General features: G+C 43.2%; 16 protein-coding genes. 4 read left to right on the top strand and 12 right to left on the bottom strand.

Annotated elements, in window-relative coordinates:
* Positions 1–73: 73 nt before the first annotated feature.
* The 6 genes from recG to V7L01_RS33095 form a co-directional block, all read right to left on the bottom strand.
* Complete coding sequence (recG, locus tag V7L01_RS33120; RefSeq protein ID WP_335042549.1) at positions 74–2,560, bottom strand: ATP-dependent DNA helicase RecG; 2,487 nt, start codon at positions 2,558–2,560, stop codon at positions 74–76.
* A gap of 136 nt (positions 2,561–2,696) precedes the next feature.
* A complete protein-coding gene (locus V7L01_RS33115) occupies positions 2,697–3,578 on the bottom strand; it encodes a hypothetical protein (protein ID WP_335042547.1) in 882 nt (293 codons plus the stop codon).
* 261 nt (positions 3,579–3,839) lie between these two features.
* Positions 3,840–4,784: a translation elongation factor Ts gene (gene tsf, locus V7L01_RS33110; RefSeq protein ID WP_335042546.1), complete on the bottom strand. Its 945-nt coding sequence runs from the start codon at positions 4,782–4,784 to the stop codon at positions 3,840–3,842.
* A gap of 213 nt (positions 4,785–4,997) precedes the next feature.
* A complete protein-coding gene (rpsB, locus tag V7L01_RS33105; RefSeq protein WP_335042545.1) occupies positions 4,998–5,792 on the bottom strand; it encodes a 30S ribosomal protein S2 in 795 nt (264 codons plus the stop codon).
* A 250-nt stretch (positions 5,793–6,042) separates the two neighbouring features.
* Positions 6,043–6,804, bottom strand: coding sequence for a Uma2 family endonuclease (locus tag V7L01_RS33100; protein ID WP_335042544.1), 762 nt, complete (start codon positions 6,802–6,804; stop codon positions 6,043–6,045).
* A 50-nt stretch (positions 6,805–6,854) separates the two neighbouring features.
* On the bottom strand, positions 6,855–7,652 hold the full coding sequence (locus tag V7L01_RS33095) for an HAD family hydrolase (RefSeq protein ID WP_335042543.1): 798 nt from the start codon (positions 7,650–7,652) through the stop codon (positions 6,855–6,857).
* Positions 7,653–7,757: 105 nt separating this feature from the next.
* Here V7L01_RS33095 and V7L01_RS33090 point away from each other — a divergent pair, with 105 nt between their 5' ends.
* Entirely contained in the window at positions 7,758–8,582 is an 825-nt protein-coding gene (locus V7L01_RS33090) for a hypothetical protein (RefSeq protein ID WP_335042716.1), read from the top strand.
* A 73-nt stretch (positions 8,583–8,655) separates the two neighbouring features.
* Here V7L01_RS33090 and V7L01_RS33085 read toward each other — a convergent pair whose 3' ends face one another.
* From V7L01_RS33085 to V7L01_RS33070, 4 genes are all read right to left on the bottom strand, one after another.
* Positions 8,656–9,366 (bottom strand): DevA family ABC transporter ATP-binding protein, encoded by a 711-nt coding sequence (locus tag V7L01_RS33085; RefSeq protein ID WP_335042542.1) that lies wholly within the window; start codon positions 9,364–9,366, stop codon positions 8,656–8,658.
* A 126-nt stretch (positions 9,367–9,492) separates the two neighbouring features.
* Positions 9,493–10,647: an ABC transporter permease DevC gene (devC, locus tag V7L01_RS33080; protein ID WP_335042541.1), complete on the bottom strand. Its 1,155-nt coding sequence runs from the start codon at positions 10,645–10,647 to the stop codon at positions 9,493–9,495.
* 173 nt (positions 10,648–10,820) lie between these two features.
* Positions 10,821–12,245 carry an HlyD family efflux transporter periplasmic adaptor subunit gene (locus V7L01_RS33075; RefSeq protein ID WP_335042540.1) on the bottom strand — a complete coding sequence of 475 codons (1,425 nt, stop codon included), beginning with the start codon at positions 12,243–12,245 and terminating at the stop codon, positions 10,821–10,823.
* A 1,019-nt stretch (positions 12,246–13,264) separates the two neighbouring features.
* The gene (locus tag V7L01_RS33070) at positions 13,265–14,002 is read right to left on the bottom strand and encodes a phycocyanobilin:ferredoxin oxidoreductase (protein WP_335042539.1); all 738 of its coding nucleotides are present in this window, start codon (positions 14,000–14,002) and stop codon (positions 13,265–13,267) included.
* Positions 14,003–14,203: 201 nt separating this feature from the next.
* Here V7L01_RS33070 and V7L01_RS33065 point away from each other — a divergent pair, with 201 nt between their 5' ends.
* Positions 14,204–14,431, top strand: a complete 228-nt coding sequence (locus tag V7L01_RS33065; RefSeq protein WP_335042538.1) for a hypothetical protein — start codon at positions 14,204–14,206, stop codon at positions 14,429–14,431.
* Between the two features lie 63 nt (positions 14,432–14,494).
* Here V7L01_RS33065 and V7L01_RS33060 read toward each other — a convergent pair whose 3' ends face one another.
* Together V7L01_RS33060 and psbP are read right to left on the bottom strand one after the other, a co-directional pair.
* Positions 14,495–15,088 carry a Maf family protein gene (locus tag V7L01_RS33060; protein ID WP_335042537.1) on the bottom strand — a complete coding sequence of 198 codons (594 nt, stop codon included), beginning with the start codon at positions 15,086–15,088 and terminating at the stop codon, positions 14,495–14,497.
* Positions 15,089–15,319: 231 nt separating this feature from the next.
* The gene (gene psbP / locus V7L01_RS33055) at positions 15,320–15,865 is read right to left on the bottom strand and encodes a photosystem II reaction center PsbP (RefSeq protein ID WP_335042536.1); all 546 of its coding nucleotides are present in this window, start codon (positions 15,863–15,865) and stop codon (positions 15,320–15,322) included.
* A gap of 344 nt (positions 15,866–16,209) precedes the next feature.
* Between psbP and tnpA the strand changes: the two genes are divergently transcribed.
* Both tnpA and dapB read left to right on the top strand, forming a co-directional pair.
* Positions 16,210–16,653 carry an IS200/IS605 family transposase gene (tnpA, locus tag V7L01_RS33050; RefSeq protein ID WP_335042714.1) on the top strand — a complete coding sequence of 148 codons (444 nt, stop codon included), beginning with the start codon at positions 16,210–16,212 and terminating at the stop codon, positions 16,651–16,653.
* 1,103 nt (positions 16,654–17,756) lie between these two features.
* Positions 17,757–18,593 (top strand): 4-hydroxy-tetrahydrodipicolinate reductase, encoded by an 837-nt coding sequence (gene dapB, locus V7L01_RS33045; RefSeq protein WP_012411217.1) that lies wholly within the window; start codon positions 17,757–17,759, stop codon positions 18,591–18,593.
* Positions 18,594–18,613: the final 20 nt, after the last annotated feature.

The following is an 18,613-nucleotide window of genomic DNA, read 5'->3' as shown; positions in this document are numbered from 1 at the left end:
ATATTTGTTCAAATATTAAGACTATTTATCGGGGTGTAATAGTACCTGCATGGGTAATATTCACTGAAATGTTTTATGTCAAAATTGCCCCACCCATCAACCGCTCATACCGATACTTCAACTCTTCTTTCATCAAATGCCAACGTTCTAGGGTTGCATCCATCTCTATAATTTTCTCTGCTGCTTGCCGCGCTAAAAGTAAAACTTCCTCATCTTCGACCAAACTCGCCAAGGTAAAATCTGGCACTCCAGATTGGCGAGTTCCCAATACTTGCCCAGGCCCGCGAAAACGCATATCCATCTCGGAAATGAAAAAGCCATCCTGAGATTGTTCCAACACCTTCAACCGTTGTTGAGCATCAGGACTCCTGGAACTGCTCATCAACAGACAGTAAGACTGAGCTGCGCCACGACCGACACGCCCGCGCAATTGGTGCAGTTGCGATAAGCCAAATCGCTCGGCATTTTCAATGAGCATTACTGTAGCATTAGGTACGTCTACACCAACTTCAATAACGGTAGTAGAAACCAAAATTTGCGTTTGGCGATCGCGAAATTTGGTAATCGCTTCATCCTTATCGGCTGAACTCATGCGACCGTGCAGTAGCCCCACTTGAAAATCGGGAAAAACGCTTTCTTGTAACTTTTGATGCTCCTCCACAGCCGATCGCAAATCCAGTTTTTCTGATTCTTCCACCAAAGGCAAAACCACATAAACTTGTCTACCTTGGGCAATTTCTCGGCGGATGAGGTCGTAAGCATGGTTGCGTTGCTGACCTGACAATACTGTTGTCTGAATCTTTTGTCGTCCTGGTGGTAACTCATCAATTTGGCTCACATCCAAATCCCCGTGTATCGTCAGTGCCAAGGTTCTGGGAATCGGGGTAGCTGTCATGGTTAACACATGAGGTTGATTGCCTTTTTGCTGTAAACGCGCCCGTTGTTCTACCCCAAAGCGATGCTGTTCATCTATTACTACTAACCCCAGTTGCTGGAAGTTTACAGGGTCTTGAATCAACGCATGGGTTCCCACTAACAGAGGTAATTCACCAGTTCCTAACTGAGAATGTATTTGTCTTCGTTTCGCAGCCTTGGTAGAACCTGTCAGTAATTCCACTGGTAAATGCAAGAGGTTAAACCAACCAACTAACTTGCGATAATGTTGTTCTGCCAAAACTTCTGTAGGAGCCATTAGCGCCGCTTGGTAGCCAGATTGAATTGCCGCTAAAATAGCCAGCACGGCGACGACTGTTTTACCAGAACCGACATCGCCTTGCACCAAACGATTCATTGGCACAGGTTTTTGTAAGTCGTTGAGAATATCGTTAAGGACTCGTTGCTGTGCACCAGTGAGTTGAAAAGGCAGTATTTCGTGGAATTTCTCTACAAGTTGACCTCGTGGAACCAGGATGGCGCTAGTTTGAATCGCTCTTGCTTGCTGCTGACGTTGCAGTAACCCAAGTTGCAGATAGAAAAATTCATCAAAGACTAGGCGACGACGGGCAACTTGTAGGGCAGCGCTATCACTCGGAAAGTGGATATTAGCGATCGCATCTTTCAATTCCATCAAACCATACTTCTGCCGCAAACCACTTGGCAAAGGGTCTTTCAGGTTAGCCGCAGCAGGTAAAGCAGCAATTACCGCCTGTCGCACTGTATTCGCCACCACGCCTTCAGTTAGTCCATAAATTGGCACCACCCGCCCAATATTCAGCGACTCAATCGAATCTCCTGGATTTGCCAAAACCTCTAGTTCTGGATTATCCAATGTCAAGCCGTATTTACTTTCTTTCACCAATCCACACGCCGCTAAAATACTACCCACTGGATAACGGCGTTTTAAACTTTCTTGCCAAGCGCGACTGCTAAAGCGTGTACCTGCGTAAAAACGACCAATTTTGATTTGACCGCTGTTATCTTTTACGACCAGTTCTAAAATTGATAATTTTTGATTTTTAGGGCTACTAAAGCAATTGCAACGCTTTACAGTTGCCACTATTGTCACCGTCTCACCCGCTTGTAACTCGCGGATGTTCACCTGACGCGCATAATCAATGTGGTCGCGAGGATAGTAGAAAAGCAGGTCGCGGACGGTGTGTAAACCAAGCCGTGCCAAATTGTCAGCCTTTTTGAAGCCTATTTCTGGTAAATCACTAAGTTTTTGCTCAATTTTCGGTGCAAGCCTCCGACTCACTTCAGTAACAATTGGAGATTTTGGATTTTGGATTTTGGATTTATAAATTCTCCCTTGCTCCTCTGTTCCTCTGCTCCCCTGCTCCCCCTGTTCCTCTTGCTGTAACTGGGAGAGATACCGACGAGTCTCTGCTACTAAGTGTTGTCTTTCTTCCAGTGCTAAATGTGGATAACTAGCAAATTGCACCGCTAGTCCTTGCCAACGGCGGCGTTCAGTATGGGGCAAGCCTGTTGGGAATTTGCCCAAAGTCAGACTAAGAAATTCACTGAAGCGGTATTGTCTGCCCACCAAGTCTGTAAAGCCCCGTTCTGCTTCTATTGCCAAGGCTTTGTGCAATCGTATCCAATCTGGTTTTTCATTAGTCATTAGTCATTAGTCATTAGTCATTAGTCATTAGTCATTGGTGAGCCAGTGCGGTCTTGGGGGTTTCCCCCATGAGCAACTGGCGAACCCGAAGGGTCATTGGTCATTTGACTCTGGACAAAGGACAAAGGACAAATGACTAATCCTCGAACCAACTAGCACGCCATGCAGCTTCAGCTTCAGCAATTGCCTTCTCTCGATGTTTCTTTTGATACTCTCGTCCTAGCTTGTTTAGCTGAACTAAAATACTGCGGATTTGTCTGCGTTCAGACGAGAGTGCCACATCCGCAAATTCAATTTCCCCTAGCCGCAGGTTAATAGCCATAATTTGCGTCAGTCCAGAATCTTCTGACTGCTGCTCATTTTCAATTTCAATTACTAAGTTTAATAAGTTGGGTGGCCCTGGCATTACCTCGCCAGATGCTTCTGATGCAGCCGCAGCCGCAGCTGCTAAAATCGGTTCTGGTAATTTTTTGGGTAATACCCCAGCTTTTTGTAATAAAAGATTTGCATCATGCGAAAGTTTTTTCAGAATCTCTTGCGTGACCTCTTCTAAGTTCTGTTGCCATTTTGCCAGTTCTATAGGGCTTGAGGTGTCGAGGGGAAGAGGCTCAGAGGTAGATATGCCCAGGATCTCAGGAGATAATGATGTTACTCCCCCATCTGTTCCATCTTGCCCATCTTGTCCATCTCCCTCATCTGTTCCATCTGTTCCATCTCCTTCATCTCCCTCTACTTCCTCACTTTTTATAGAAGCGAGTAATTGCTCAGATGCCACTTGACCCAACTTGCGGATGGCTTGTTGCAATTGTTGGCGCTGATTCAATGACAAATGCAGAAAGTTTTCGGGATATCCTTGGGTACAGAGGTGGTAACTCGCCAGAATCAACTGTTTTCGTACAGCTAGCCCCAAGGTGTTTAGATAACTAGCATAAGCGCTTTGTAGTTCTACTGCGATCGCCCGAATCGCTTCTTTTAGTGCTGCAATATCCCGTTCAATTCGCTCGATTGCTCTTGCCATATCTTTTCGTTCTTGTCCATGTGAACTATTACATAGTACAAATGTACAAATTTATTTTAGGATAACTTTCCAGAGGATTTTAGATTTTAAATTAAATACGATATTTCGCATCTCTACTAAATAAAATACAGGTCAGGCTATTTGCTTGACCTGTTTGGTAAAGAGTCATTTGTCCTTTGTCCTTTGTCCTTTGTCATTTGTCATTTGTCGTTGGTAAAGACTAATGACTAATGACTAATGACTAATGACCAATGACTATGATTACTTGCTGCCGATTTGTGCTGCGACTTCATCAGCAAAGCTAATTTCTTGCTTTTCAATGCCTTCGCCCAGTATATAGCGGACGAAGCGGGCTACTTGAATCTCTTCGCCTAATTGCCCCTTCACTTGCTTCACCAAGTCTTCTACAGAAATACTTTGATCGCGAATGTAAGGCTGATCGAGCAAAGTCAATTCTTTCAAGCGTTTTTCAATCCGTCCCTGAACAATCTTTTGTTTGATGTTATCTGGCTTGTTCGCCAAATCATCCTTGCCCATTTCAATGTCTTTTTCTTTTTGGGCAACTTCGGCGGGGATTTGGTCTACGCTCACATACTCGACATTGGGACAAGCCGCAACTTGCATTGCAGTATTCCGTGCCAAGGTTTGGAACTCTGAATTAGCAGCCACTGACTCAGTTTGAGAAGCCAGTTCTACTAATACACCAACTCGACCGCCAGTGTGAATGTAGCTCTCTACTATACCTTGCGTGCCTTCTGCTAGTGCAAAATTGACAAACCGACGCACTTGAATGTTTTCACCGAGCGTGGCAATGGTTTGCTTGATGAATTCTTCTACAGTCCCACTTTCATTCTCAATATAGGGTTGAGCCAGCAAAGACTCAACACTATCAGCTGTCGCTGCTTGCTTTGCTAGATTCTTAACTAAAGCTTTAAAAGCCTCGTTACGAGCAACAAAGTCGGTTTGGCAGTTTACTTCTATGAGTACGCCCACTCGACCACCGGGCTGAATGTAAGTGTCTACTAGCCCTTCTGCCGCAACGCGATCGCTTTTTCCCCCAGCTTTAGAGATGCCCTTTTTCCGTAGCCAGTCTATGGCTTCTTCTATATTGCCATCAGTCTCTATCAGCGCCTTTTTGCAGTCCATCATGCCGGCACCAGTTTTTTGGCGTAGCTCTTGGACGAGTTTTGCAGATATTTCCGCCATGTTGCCTCAATTCCTAACTTGACCTCGAGTTGTAATCGCTCACGGGTGTTGAGTATTTCTATCTTACTCAGGGCTGGGGGAGAAAAAATAACGAAGTTATGAGGTATGGGTTTTTTCGCCTCTACCTTAGCCTACGATTTGCCGCAGGCTAGGGCGGCTTGCTGCTACTGAGCCACCGCCCTTCCTCAGGCACTTGTTTCTCCCCTGCTTTACTTATTCTTCTTCTTGCTCGTCGGGAATTACGGCGTCAGTATATTCGGTTTCTTCGTAGTCTTCGTCATACTCACTACCGTCGTAATCTTCGTAATCATCTTCAGCCTCAAGCTGACCGTGACGACCTTCATAAATGGCATCCGCCAATTTTCCGACTATCAGCTTAATCGATCTGATAGCATCGTCGTTTGCCGGGATGGGGATATCTACTACATCTGGGTCACAGTTTGTATCCAGCATTGACACAATGGGAATACTTAGCTTTTGACATTCTTGAACTGCGTTATATTCCCGGCGTTGGTCTACAATTACGACGATATCGGGAACTTTCCGCATTGTTTTAATGCCGCCCAAGTATTTCTGAAGCTTCGTCATTTCCCGACGTAGCATTGATGCTTCTTTTTTCGGTAATAAATCTAGTGCGCCAGTTTCTTCACGGCGTTCTAAATCTTTCAGACGATCTACCCGTGTTTTGATGGTTGCCCAGTTAGTCAACATTCCGCCCAACCAACGTTGGTTAATGTAGTGGGAACCACAACGGCTGGCTTCTTGGGCGATAATTCCAGCTGCTTGGCGCTTGGTACCGACAAAAAGAAATTTCTTCCCTTGTTCTGCGTGCGATCGCATGTAGTTGTAAGCATTATCCATCAACTGGGCAGTTTGCACCAAGTCGATGATATGCACGCCATTGCGGGAAGTATAAATGTAAGGAGACATTTTTGGGTTCCAACGCCGGGTCTGATGCCCAAAGTGAACCCCTGACTCCATCATTTGAGCCAATGAAACTACTGGCATATATTTTTCAACTCCGATTCGGGTTAAACCTCCATCCAAGTGCATTTCCCAATAAGGAAACACCCGAATTCTCAGATGTGCGAGATTAGTTAACCATACTAGGTTAGCACATTCGGAAGAGTTTAGTTGGCTGATAGAGTGAGGGCTAGAAAATAGTGCTGCTCGCTCAACAATTGGGAAAATCTTGCTGTTTTAAACACCTTCAACAGCGTCGCCGCGCTTATTTATAGTCCAGGGACGACCCTGTGTCTTACTCAATAGTATCGGGGTCTACATTGAGCGATCGCAACCTAGCCTTTAATTGTTCTATTTGCAATTCTGCCTGTTCTGCTCGTTGGCGTTCCTGTTCTGCTCGTTGGCGTTCTTGTTCTGCTCGTTGGCGTTCCTGTTCTACCAGTTCTTCTGCTTGCTGTCTTGCTAAAACTTCCTGCCTTAAAGCCTGTGCCAGTTCACCAGGGATCAGTAATTTTTCCCCTGTATCCTCTCGATAAAACCCAATTAGCCTTCCCTCAACCACCAACCGCAGTTGTAACGGTTCACTACGTCCATCCTCTATAGGTTCGTAGATTTCTCCCCGCAGACGATACCCACGTAACTGTTGTTCCACCCACTCGCCTTTCGGGTCGAATAGCCAGTATTCCTTGACACCTAGCTGTTCATAGAGGGTCTTTTTGAAGATTTCGTCTTGTCCCTTAGTCCCAAAGGATGTCATTTCAAAAATAACTGTCGGTACTTGACCCTCTTCCCAGGTTTTATAGTTGTCTCGACCGCCAGGTGCAACATCAAAAATCACCATCACATCTGGAGCTACCCGCAACTTGGGAAAGCCTTGTGCATAGTAAAGAAATTGATTTGCCAAAACTGTTGCCTGACGATTTGTCAAATACTGTTTCAGGACTTCTAAGGTAGTTAATAAGGCATAAAGGTGGTCGTAGGTTTCTGCCACTGGTTGACCATCAGCACTGGGGTAGAAAATTTCTGATTCGACACTAACAGGTAAAGTAGCCGTCATGGTTGTAAAATCAGCGCTACGAGATTATTGTAGAACAACTCTACTTCTCCTTAACTTGAGATGTGCAAGCTTCTCAAAATATAATTAGATAACTCACAAAATCCTTCCCCTTCGGCAGCAGTGGTAATGTAAGCAGGCTGATATTTCAACTGATCCATATATTCCACAACATTCGCCACGCCTACAGAAACAGGAAAATAACGCCGATCGAATAAACTTTCATCATTGGGGCTATCGCCCACAGTGACAATTTGTTGTGGTGAGTGCTGGGGCAAATATTCGCGCAATACTTGCAACAATCCCACAGCTTTATCTTGCCCTTGAGGTTTAATGTGACACTGCACGTTGCTATAGGTAAATCCCCAGCCCATTTGTTGACAGAGATTGTCTAGGGTTTGTAGTTCGTCTTCACGCAAAGCAGCTACATCAAAAGTCCAGTCGGTGATGCGAAAGCGATTATCAGCAGATTCTTGGATTTGGGGAAATTTGGTTTGTAAATTCTCAAAAGTTGTAGCCAGGTGCTGGCGATGTTTAGTTAAATCGGGAATGGGTGTTAAAACTACTGGTTTTTGGTTCCCCGGTGGAAAGTACAAACCGCCATTTTCTGCCATAGCACCTGCCACTGGCATCAAACTACTCAATCCACTTACCCATCCAGCAGAACGTCCGGTGACAATTAGCACCTTAATGTCAGCTGCGGCTAAATCCTCTAAAGCTTGTAGCAGTGCTGGAGTAAATTTTCCTCGTCTAGTCAGGGTGCCATCCATATCTGTGGCTATCAGACGAATATTGCTCAGGCAAGTAGATGAAACCTCAGATAGGGGAGCGAGGCTCAAATCTCTGGACATATACGGTTTGTAAAAGGCATGTAAAAATTATTAATGATACAGCAAGATGACCTTGAAGATTTGGGCATCCTAAACATCAGGAGTCAAGTTTTTCAGTTTCCCACCATGTCCACTTCAATGTTTCTTGCCCAATCCTCCGGGAAAAAGACTACTAAAAAGGCATCCCAGGAAGTGCCAGCAAGTAATCCTCAAATACCACCATTATTGTTGGTAACTTCTGGAGGACTGGCTTTAGTGGTGATTGCTTTGATTGTGTATATTAAACTCCAGAAGGATAAGCTGGATAAAAAACTTAAGTTTGAACAATTCCGCGCCCGAGAACTAGAGAAAAAGTTCAAGCTGGCGCTGGAAACAATTCGCAAAATGGAAACTAATCCCGATTTGGTGAACTCACGGGACTTTAACCTGGATTATCTGCGAATGCGGATGTCAGAGGAGGTGTTTCATTTTGCAATTCTTAATCAAATAAAGATTCAGATCAAAGAAAAAATTTCTCAAGCCCTGCGTCCAAATCAAGCCCAACAAGGATCGGTTGGAATTGCTAATAGCGCTGGACGGCAAGTAGATGAAATTTTTGATGTAGAGTATGAGACTGGTAGTCCAGGTAACTCTGCTAAACGAGTGCTGTTTCGGATTCAAATCAAGTTAATGAAATTACCGACGCAAGCAACTTCTGCGACTATTAGTCAAATTATTGATTGTATAGAAACTTACCTAAGCCCCATAGAAGACGAAGATAGTTGGCAACCAATAATTCAAGGTCGGATTGCTACCATGCATTGGGATCAAAAGGCTAAACCTACGCCTCTACTTGTGCTGGAACAATCGAATGAAGGCGTGAATGTAACTTTCCGTACTACTCGCCAACCAAATACCCCAACTCAGCCACAGTCACCTGGAATGAAAAAATCAGGCTCGGCTAGACAATAAATTATGGCTGTCATTTAGTCATTGGTCATTGGTCATTGGTCTTCACAAAGGACAAATGACTAATGACTAAAAATCATGACTGAATAACTGTATTGGGGGAATTACGGGTTAAAAGACCATCTTCCATTTCGACGATGCGATCGGCTATGTCTAAAATACGGTTGTCGTGTGTCACTAACAAAATAGTAGTTCCCTGATTTTTAGCTAGACTCTGCATTATTTCCACAACATCGCGTCCTGATTGTTTGTCTAATGCTGCTGTTGGTTCGTCTGCTAGCACCAAAGGGGGACGATTCACCAAGGCGCGGGCGATCGCAATTCTTTGTTTTTGTCCACCAGAAAGATTGTCTGGGTAGTAATCTACTCGTTCTTCTAGACCAACAGACCCCAGCATGGCTTTTGATTTAGCTACTGCTTCTGTTTGAGAAATATTATCGTTCAATTCTACCGCCATTTGCACATTTTGCTTGGCTGTTAAGAAACCTAGCAAATTGTGAGCTTGGAAAATATAACCAATGTTGCGTCGCATCTGCACTAGTTTGCTTTGACTGACGCCAACGAGTTCTTCACCTAAAAATTTTAAACTTCCCTCTTGTACAGACCGCAAACCGCCAATTAAGCTCAGTAATGTTGTTTTACCTGAACCTGATGGCCCGGTCATAATTACAATTTCACCAGAATAAATTTCTAGGTTGATATCAAATAATATCTGTTTTCTCAATGCGCCTTTCCCATAGTAGTGATTGAGATTTTTAATGGCAATTACAGGTTCTTGTCTCATCATAAATTTGTTAGCTATAAATTAGTAGTTCCGAGACGGAACTGTAGTGCCTGTCAGAAATTAATATCTCTTAATTATTAATGATAGGCTATGGTTATCAACAATATCTTTTAATTAATATTGAATTAACTAAAAGATATCTGCTGGATCGGCAGAACGTAATTTTCGGACTGCGATCGCACCAGAAATAATACACATCAGCATAGTCAAAATCAACACCATTACCGCACGATCGAAACTCATGAAAACTGGTAGGAGTGTCGCTTCTCTAGCACTTTTATACATAAATAACGCAAAAACTATTCCAGGAAAATATCCTAAAATTGCTAACAGCAAAGCCTCTTGAAGAATGACTGTTAATAAATAGTTTTGTGTATAGCCTATTGCCTTGAGAGTAGCATACTCAGCTAAGTGGTCTGCAACTTCTGTATAAAGGATTTGATAAACAATCACAGTCCCCACAATGAAACCCATGACAGTTCCTAAGGTGAAAATGAACCCAATTGCTGTACTATTTGCCCAATAATTCCGCTCAAAATCAATAAATTCTTGCTTGGTTAAAACATTTACCTCGTTAGGTAAATACTTTCGTAATTCTTGGGCAACAACATTAGCATCTGCTCCCGGCTTTAATCTAATCAGCCCAATATCAATTAATCCTTTTTGCCGAGTGTTGAATATTCGCAAAAAGTTAATATCACTAGTAATTAAATTACCATCTGCGCCAAATGATGCACCTAATGTAAATAGCCCTTCTACTTTAATTCGCCGTCTTCGTACTTCTGCTGTTACAGTCTTTCCTTGTTCGTAATTAGCAGCTATTGGGCCATATTCCACTCTAGAAGAACGGTCAAATAGAACTACATCAGGCAGTTTCAGCTTATCTAAATTCTCCTGAACTCCAGGTAAGTTAACTATGTTAGTTTCTGGATTCATTCCAAAGACAAGAATACTACGAGGACGACCTGTTACAGGATTTTTCCAGATTGTAAAGTCCAAATATATCGGATGTACCGATTGGACTGCGGGTAACTCTAAAGCTTTATATAATCGCCGTTGAGAAAAACTTCTCATGGCCAAAACAGCACTAGATTGACTATTAATTAAAACAATATCGCCCTGCAAGCTGTTATGGAATCGAACGTTACTATAATACAGAGCATCTCGGAAACCGAGTTGCATAAACATTAAAATATCAGCAAAGGAAATTCCTGCTAAAGCCACAGCTAGGCGAGTTTTTTCCCTTGTCAGTTGTAGCCAGGACAGAGGTATTTTTTGATTCATTTTCTAGGCATCCAAGCACAGTTAGCGATTTTAGATTTTTCCTTGAATCTATGCGGTTGATGCTCGTATCAAATTTATAGAATGTTTAAAAATGAGAAAACAGTCTAGTTAAGAAGATTTACAATCCAAAATATCAACTCATGAATTGGTATTGCTGCTCGCTCATAACTTAATTAATTATTAATATCGACCACAACTTTAGCGTAAGTTAAACCAGAAACTTTCTGGCTATCTTCTGGAGACAGAGCAATTTTCACTTCTACGACTCTGGCATCCACATCTGCTGCTGGATCTGTATTCAACACATCTTTTTTACCAATTTTTCTGCCAATTTCAGTGACAGTTCCCTTTAACTCACCGCTAAATGCGCCATTATCGCTGGTGACAGTAGCATTTTGACCAATACGCACTTTACCAATACTATCTTCCGCGACTTCAGCAATTACAAACATTTGGCTGGTTTGCCCAATTTCAGCAATGCCATTTGCACCGATCGCTTCGCCTGACTTGGTGTAAACTTTTAAAATCTCTCCGGCGATTGGTGCTTGAACGTAGCTCAATTTCAGTTCTGCTTCGGCTTTTCTGATATTTGCGATCGCATTACTAACTTGGGCTTGCGCTACTTGCACATCGGTAGGACTAACGTCTAGAATTCTGCTCAGTTTGGCCTTTTCTTCATCGATTTGTCTTTGCAAAGTAGCTACGGTTTTATCACGGTTAACTCTGGCTTCAATTAGCTGCTGTTGCAAAGTTGCTAAATTTTGTATTTGGGTAGCTCTGGCTTCGGCAAGTTGCTGTTGTAGAGTTGCCAATGTCTGTTTCAGGGTAGCTTGACTTTCAGCAACCTGTTGATTAGAAGTTACTGCACTCAAGCGTCTTCTGTCCCGCTCTTGCTGAGAAATAGCACCTTCTGTGTATAAATAATCATAGCGTCCGGCATCCACTTGGGCATTGCGCTGTTCGGCTTTAATACGTGCAAGCGTTGCTCTGAGAGCATCTCTTTGCCCACTGAGTTCAGCTTCTAAGCGATTTACTGTTGCTTGTTGGACGAGTTTATCACCACTTAACTGGGCTGCAATCCGTGCGATCGTCGCTTGCGCTGCATTCCTTTCGCCAATTAACTGTGCTTGTAAACGAGCAATAACTGCTCTTTGGGCTTGAATATCTCTTGGAGATCCAGCCCTAACTTGTGCTAAATTCGCACGGGCTTCTTGCACTTTGGCTTTTGCCTCTTCTAGCCCGGCTATTTGAGTATCGCGGTTGTCCAAAATTGCCACAATTTGACCTTGCTTTACCTGTTCGCCCTCTTTCACCAGAAGTTGCTGAATTCGTGACGATGGTGCTAATCCTGATGATGGGGCTGACAATTTAACAACTTCGCCTCGCGGTTCCAAACGCCCTACAGCACTGATGCTATTGCTAGATGGCATTATGGGTGCAGGTGTAGCTAGTTTTCTCAGCTGCTCAATTTTGGCTGTACCTAGTATCCCAGCGGCAATTACTATTGGTACGGCTACAGCGATACCCCACCAAATCTTAGGTTGTTCGTGATTAAGTGTCTGCTCACTTGGCTTTGGCTTTTCAGTCACCCTTGACATAGTATGTTGCTCGTTTACCTGAATTGTGCTGATGGAAGTAAAAATAAAAGGGTTTTTAATCAACAGCCAGCCGCTTAGGACAAACAACAGTGGTTTAAAGCTGGGTATGGCTTAAAATCCATTGCGTGATAGATGCTCAACACTATGGTTTTACAAAATGGTGTTTTCTATAGTGTTTCTCGTTTGTATGCAATACACCAATCTCTCTCCAACGCTCTGTCCTAAAAGGAGAGAGGCTTTGAGGCTTACTTACTCCCCAACGCTAGTAGGGAAGGCTGGGGGTTAGGTCTGTATTGAAACTGAGAAGCGCTATAGTAGCTGGCTATTCAATAACTCTGAGTATTATTGAGACATGAGTGCAATGGGAGTTAGTAGGATTCACAAGCAGTATGAATCTAGATGTAGAGACGCGATATATCACATCTCTACACAAAATCCCAAAGTGGTATGATGCGGTACTCTACTGCTACATTCACTACGGCTACAGTTAGCCACAAATTTGAAAAGAAACATCAAAAATAGACTGTTGCCTTTGCTGGATACAATCTTGCTACAAAAGTTAGTCTTCCTTAAGTCAATCAACGATTAACTAACTAAAAAATATCTCTCAACTTGAACATTTCTAACATCAGAGTATCCTTATAGCGATTCTCGCTTGGGTGCAGTACAGTTTTGACCTCACTTCCATTCCTCTCTCTTTTTAGGAGAGAGGCTTTGAGTCTTACTCCCCAACGCTAGTAGGCAAGGGGGTTGGGAGTTAGGTCTGTATTGCACTCAACTGCAAACTGCTATATCTTTCTGGTCAATGAGTTAGCAGGGCTGGTTGCTTGCACCTAGCAAGACAACAAACCATATTGTGATATTCGCTTCAAAGACCTTACTACTCTCCCTGTTGCTGTTATGGGACTCCATTAAACTCTCGTTGAATGAATTCTACATTTATCCGTTACGCGAAAACGTAACAGAGCCTACAGATGGGAACTCTGAGTTTGAAGGGGTTGAGAGGGATGCTCCCATGATTATTTTGGCAGGTCGAATAAAACTGTGGTCATGTAATGTTCTGCCCAAGCTGGGCCAAAGGCTTTTTCTAGTACGCGACGGGTTTTATCGTTTTGCTGCTGTTTGGTGCAGTAGTTGTGTTGTCCGGCAAGATTTTGTGTGATTTGTTCAACTGAAACAGGATGTGAAGCGATCGCTTGGGTGCAATGAATGTCTAAAAATTCTCGCACACGCAAAAGAAACATTGCTTCTTCTTCGGGGGAACTGGGGCGCACAAAGATGCAGAAATCCGAAAAAATATTTCCCCATTCAGGTAATTCACGGGGTTGGGAAAAGTTAAGCACTGTTAGCTGTGTGAGTGCAGAAGTATAAGATTCTGGTAGAGTTCGCTCTAACTGAATCGGAGAAAGGTCGGCGATCGCTGCACTAATTTGACCTCTACCCCCAACTAAATCGCAACCAAACATCGGCAGGTTGTATTCTGGACGGGGAAACATGACGCAGTGCAAAATATCCAGCATATTTCCGATTTTTGCCAGTTCCAGATGCATTTTCCGAAACTGGGGCGTTTGATAGCAGCGGTTTTCAATCGTCAGTTTTTCGCCTTCTAGTCTACCTTCCACATACCCCAACTCATCAGGCAAATGGTAGGGTGATAAATCCAGGTGCTGATGCCAAGCTGCCTCAATACAATCAGCTAGCTGACGAATTAGGGGATGTTGTTGCTCGCGCAGCGAGGGCATAGAAGTAAATGACATATTCTAGTTGGGAATGCGATCTAATGGCCAGTCTACAACCTGTCGTGCCACACCTGTTATGGACTGCAATATAAGCAAACACTTGCACTCAGCCAACGTAAATTTATAAGACAGATGCTTTTCACAAGGATTATTTATTTTGTAGTCTAGGTTACAGAAATAATTTTAGATTAGCCCATTTGTAAAGGCTAATAGAAAGCTATGAAACTAGATTCTCATAGACCAGATTTTGCTGTGCAAGCAAGAAGGCATAATCTGGAAGCTTTGCAGCGGTTAAGGGCTTCTACTTGGGTAAAGCTTTTGCTACTTCCCAACCCCTTTAGTTTTGACGAAGCACTTTTATTGTGTCCGGTTTCAGCAGATGAGTGGCTAGCCTGGGTTCCAGATCATGGAGAGCTAATACTTAATATCAGGCAATTTAGTTATTAGTTATTGGGCATTGGGCATTGGGCATTGGTTATTCACTTTGGACAAATGACAAATGACAAATAACTATTGCCAGAAATCAATGACATCGTATCCCAATTCCTCTAGCATATGCCGCAGCAGGGGTAAACTAAGCCCTATTACATTGGTGTGACAGCCTTCAATTTTCTCAACGAAGAAACTACCAAAACCCTCAATGGCAAAAGCACCAGCACACTTGAGGGGTTCACCTGTAGCAACATAGGCTTTAATTGACTTCTCGCTCATTTGAGCAAAGTAAACTCTTGTGACTTGAGACTTGACTAAAGTACGGTTTTGGTCAATATCAATTAAGGCATGACCTGTATACAAGTCGCCAAAGTTACCTTGCATTATCTGCCAACGAGCGATCGCTTCAGAAAAGTCTGTTGGTTTGCCGTAAATTTCACCATTGATGGACAAAACTGAATCACAACCCATAATCAAAGCTGATTCAAACTGTGGGGCTACAGTTTCCGCTTTATACTGGGCGAGAGTTTTGACTAATTCTGCTGGTTCACTTAATTGAATTTGCGACTCATCAAAGTCACTTGCTCGAACTATCGGTTCAATACCAACAGTTTGCAACAAGCGGCGTCGGGCTGGGGAAGCTGAGGCAAGTACAAAAGGTGGGATTTTCATGAGATTTCTGACAAATTTGACAATTGGGGATGGGGTACTGGGCACTTGTACTGAGCGACTTGCCTTGACTTGTGCCGAGCGTTCGCGTAGCGTCTCGTAGAAAAGCCGAGGTAGCGAAGTCGAAAGGAGCCGATGTATTGGGCATTGCTTATTTCCCTTGTTCCCCTTTTACCCCAGTCTTTTTTTAATTTTTAATTTTTAATTTTTAATTGATGTCTCCCTATTCCCCAATTAATAGACAGAAAAAGAATTGACAACCTCATCAATCATTCGTTTAACTCTCGGCCAGCGTTTTTCAGGAATTGAGGCGTTGAGGGTAAAAAGTTTACCACGGCTAACAGCGACACTGGCGATGTTGTGTCGTTCCTGTTGATTGGGGAGTTTAACCTCATACTCTAAAAGGTAGTATATTTTACCGTCTACTTCTCGCTGTGCGGCATTAACTAATTCAGCTGAACGACCAGAGTCAGGAGGTGCAAGAGCAGCTTTTCCTAATTTATATCCTACTTCTGTTGGCGTTCCCAATTCTGGCAAAGTTTTGCCTTCTGGAACTGGGCTAATCACAACCGAAACATTTTCAGACACCTCAATCAAATCGTGGAAAACCACATCTGGGCCATTAGCAACTTTAACTTGCAGCCAGCCGTTAGGATATAAAAACTGATAGCCATCACTAGTGTCTACAAAGCTTTTGAGTCCAGCCGCAGCAGCTACACCAGAATTACTCAGGCTGAAGCTCAACACCAATAGCGAAATTAATACAATTCGTTTCCACATTTCTACAGATTCCTTTGGGCTGGATACAACACAAGGTTTGCATCATTTCTCGTTTTTATTCTCCCACCAACCGGGACGCTTCGGATGACGCATTACATGGGGAGGGATAAATGAGGGATAAATGCTCAAATGTGTTGAAAAGTGCAGGAGTCAGGAGGAGCAAATCATGCCTTTATTTGAAGAAAGGATGATTTGGAGTTACTGAACTCTTGTAAAGTTGCAACCCTACCCGCCTCGGAATGAATTCCAAGGCTAATAGTTCAAGTCAGCTCAAGCTGACTGGAAGATTTTTAATGATTCCGGGAATACTAGACACAGGAAATTGCATCAAAAACAGCACGTACATGGCTCTGTGGCGACTTTACTATCATCTTATTTGGGCGACAAAAGAGCGCCAGCCACTAATTACTCCTGAACGCGAAACCCAACTTTATAGCTACATCATCGGCAAAGCCAATGCACTTGGTAGCATTATCCATGCTGTGGGTGGAATAGAAAATCACATCCATTTAGTGGCTTCTATACCACCAAGACTTTCTATCTCTGATTTTGTCCAAAATCTTAAAGGCAGTAGTGCTCATCATCTCAATCATCTCTCGCCCTCACAAGATTTGTTTGGCTGGCAACGCGGATATGCCGTTTTTTCAATGGGAAGCAAACAACTTGAGCAAGCTGTTGTGTATGTAGAGAATCAAAAAGCTCATCATTTAGATGGAACTACAATTTTGTCTTTGGAACGGGATAATCATGAAGATGATGGGCCAAAACTCACGCAGCTAAACCAATGAATTCTATCGATCTTCACGTTCATTAAACCATAGTCAGCTTAAGCTGACTTGAGCTATTAGCCTCAGAATTCATTCTGAGGCGGACTTGTTATCAAGCCAAGATTCCACAATTATTCAAAAACGTAATCTCCAATCTCGCGCCGGAACCATTACCCGCCTTAAGCCAAGATTCCACAATTAGCCAAAAACGTAATCTCCAATCTCCCGCCGAAACTCATCACCCGCCATCAGCCAAGATTCCACAATTAGCCAAAAACGTAATCTCCAATCTCCCGCCGAAACTCATCACCCGCCATCAGCCAAGATTCCACAATTATTCAAAAACGTAATTTGCAATCTCGCGCCGGAACCATCACCCGCCTTAAGCCAAGATTCCACAATTAGCCAAATACGTAATCTCCAACCTCCCGCAGGAACCATCACCCGCCTTAAGCCAAGATTCCACAATTATTCAAAAACGTAATCTCCAATCTCCCGCAGGAACCATCACCCGCCTTAAGCCAATGATTCCACAATTATTCAAAAACGTAATCTCCAACCTCCCACCTGAACCATCACCCGCCATAGGTTAGAAACCTACGGCTAATAGTGAAAGTCATCTCAAAGATGACTAAAGAAAAGTTAAAGAAATCAAGGGCTAATTGAAAACACAAAAAACCCCGGCTTGATAGCCGAGGTAGATGGGAGAAGTCCAAATGTCGATGATATATACCGATACCGAAATCTGCTTTTCTTAGCTAACACCAGTTAGGTAGTTGAGTTTGGATTTTGCTAAGTTATGTAAATAAATTTAACAAAAATATTACAAATAGTCAATTAGACTTGACAAAAAAAGTCTGATGTAATTTATAAGAACTACTTATCAGGGAGAGGATGAAATTATTTTTGGAGGTGTGGTAAGTAAAGTAAAGAAAATAAAACGGGTTACTGGCTAAGATAGTGGGATAAAAATAATAACCGATCTGCTTTGGGGAGTAGAAAAACTGAGCGATTAGCTGATAAATCAGGGTAGTCGGAATTAAGCCAGAGATTTGAGAAGCTAGCTACTAGATCGCCAAAGTCTTTACAATTCCTTTGTTAGCTCAAAAAGTATTTCTCGACCTATGACGAATCAAGCTCCTATCCCGGTTATTGTCAACGGTGCTGCTGGTAAAATGGGCCGTGAGGTGATTAAGGCGGTGGCGCAAGCGCCTGACTTAAACCTAGTGGGTGCAATTGACCACAGTTTGGAACATCAAGATAAAGACGCTGGAGAGTTGGCGGGTTTAAGCGAACCCCTGGAAGTGCCAATTACCAATCAATTAGAACCGATGTTGGGGTATGTGGCTGGCGATAGACAGTCTCCTCCTGGGGTGATTGTAGACTTTACCCATCCCGATTCTGTTTATGACAATATTCGTAGTGCGATCGCTTACGGTATTCGTCCAGTAGTCGGCACTACTGGGTTAAGTCCAGAACAAATTCAAGACTTGGCAGACTTTGCCGACAAAGCTAGCACTGGTTGTCTAATTATTCCTAACTTCTCCATTGGGATGGTGCTATTGCAACAAGCCGCGATCGCAGCTTCTAAATATTTTGACCATGTGGAAATTATCGAACTGCATCACAACCAAAAAGCTGATGCCCCTAGTGGTACTGCGATTCAAACGGCACAGTTACTAGGAGAATTGGGTAAAACTTTTAACCCTGCTCTTGTAGAAGAAACAGAGAAATTACCAGGAGCCAGAGGTAGTATAGCAGATGAAGGGATTAGAATTCATAGCGTCCGCTTGCCAGGATTGATTGCCCATCAGGAAGTTATTTTTGGCGCAGCGGGACAGATTTATACTTTACGACATGATACGAGCGATCGCGCTTGCTATATGCCAGGAGTGCTACTAGCGATTCGCAAAGTCTTAGCGCTAAAGTCGTTAGTATATGGATTAGAAAAGATACTTTAAACACACTATTGGGCATTCAT

It is taken from the genome of Nostoc sp., from assembly GCF_036917095.1.
In the GTDB taxonomy this organism is placed as follows: domain Bacteria; phylum Cyanobacteriota; class Cyanobacteriia; order Cyanobacteriales; family Nostocaceae; genus Nostoc.
The sequence above is the reverse complement of the archived record's forward strand: the minus strand, read 5'-3'. Positions and strand labels throughout refer to the sequence as shown.

Coding starts and splice junctions, on each gene's coding strand:
- recG (WP_335042549.1), bottom strand. CDS start 2,560: ATGACTAATGAAAAACCAGATTGGATACGATTGCACAAAGCCTTGGCA.
- V7L01_RS33115 (WP_335042547.1), bottom strand. CDS start 3,578: ATGGCAAGAGCAATCGAGCGAATTGAACGGGATATTGCAGCACTAAAA.
- tsf (WP_335042546.1), bottom strand. CDS start 4,784: ATGGCGGAAATATCTGCAAAACTCGTCCAAGAGCTACGCCAAAAAACT.
- rpsB (WP_335042545.1), bottom strand. CDS start 5,792: ATGCCAGTAGTTTCATTGGCTCAAATGATGGAGTCAGGGGTTCACTTT.
- V7L01_RS33100 (WP_335042544.1), bottom strand. CDS start 6,804: ATGACGGCTACTTTACCTGTTAGTGTCGAATCAGAAATTTTCTACCCC.
- V7L01_RS33095 (WP_335042543.1), bottom strand. CDS start 7,652: ATGTCCAGAGATTTGAGCCTCGCTCCCCTATCTGAGGTTTCATCTACT.
- V7L01_RS33090 (WP_335042716.1), top strand. CDS start 7,758: ATGTCCACTTCAATGTTTCTTGCCCAATCCTCCGGGAAAAAGACTACT.
- V7L01_RS33085 (WP_335042542.1), bottom strand. CDS start 9,366: ATGATGAGACAAGAACCTGTAATTGCCATTAAAAATCTCAATCACTAC.
- devC (WP_335042541.1), bottom strand. CDS start 10,647: ATGAATCAAAAAATACCTCTGTCCTGGCTACAACTGACAAGGGAAAAA.
- V7L01_RS33075 (WP_335042540.1), bottom strand. CDS start 12,245: ATGTCAAGGGTGACTGAAAAGCCAAAGCCAAGTGAGCAGACACTTAAT.
- V7L01_RS33070 (WP_335042539.1), bottom strand. CDS start 14,002: ATGTCATTTACTTCTATGCCCTCGCTGCGCGAGCAACAACATCCCCTA.
- V7L01_RS33065 (WP_335042538.1), top strand. CDS start 14,204: ATGAAACTAGATTCTCATAGACCAGATTTTGCTGTGCAAGCAAGAAGG.
- V7L01_RS33060 (WP_335042537.1), bottom strand. CDS start 15,088: ATGAAAATCCCACCTTTTGTACTTGCCTCAGCTTCCCCAGCCCGACGC.
- psbP (WP_335042536.1), bottom strand. CDS start 15,865: ATGTGGAAACGAATTGTATTAATTTCGCTATTGGTGTTGAGCTTCAGC.
- tnpA (WP_335042714.1), top strand. CDS start 16,210: ATGGCTCTGTGGCGACTTTACTATCATCTTATTTGGGCGACAAAAGAG.
- dapB (WP_012411217.1), top strand. CDS start 17,757: ATGACGAATCAAGCTCCTATCCCGGTTATTGTCAACGGTGCTGCTGGT.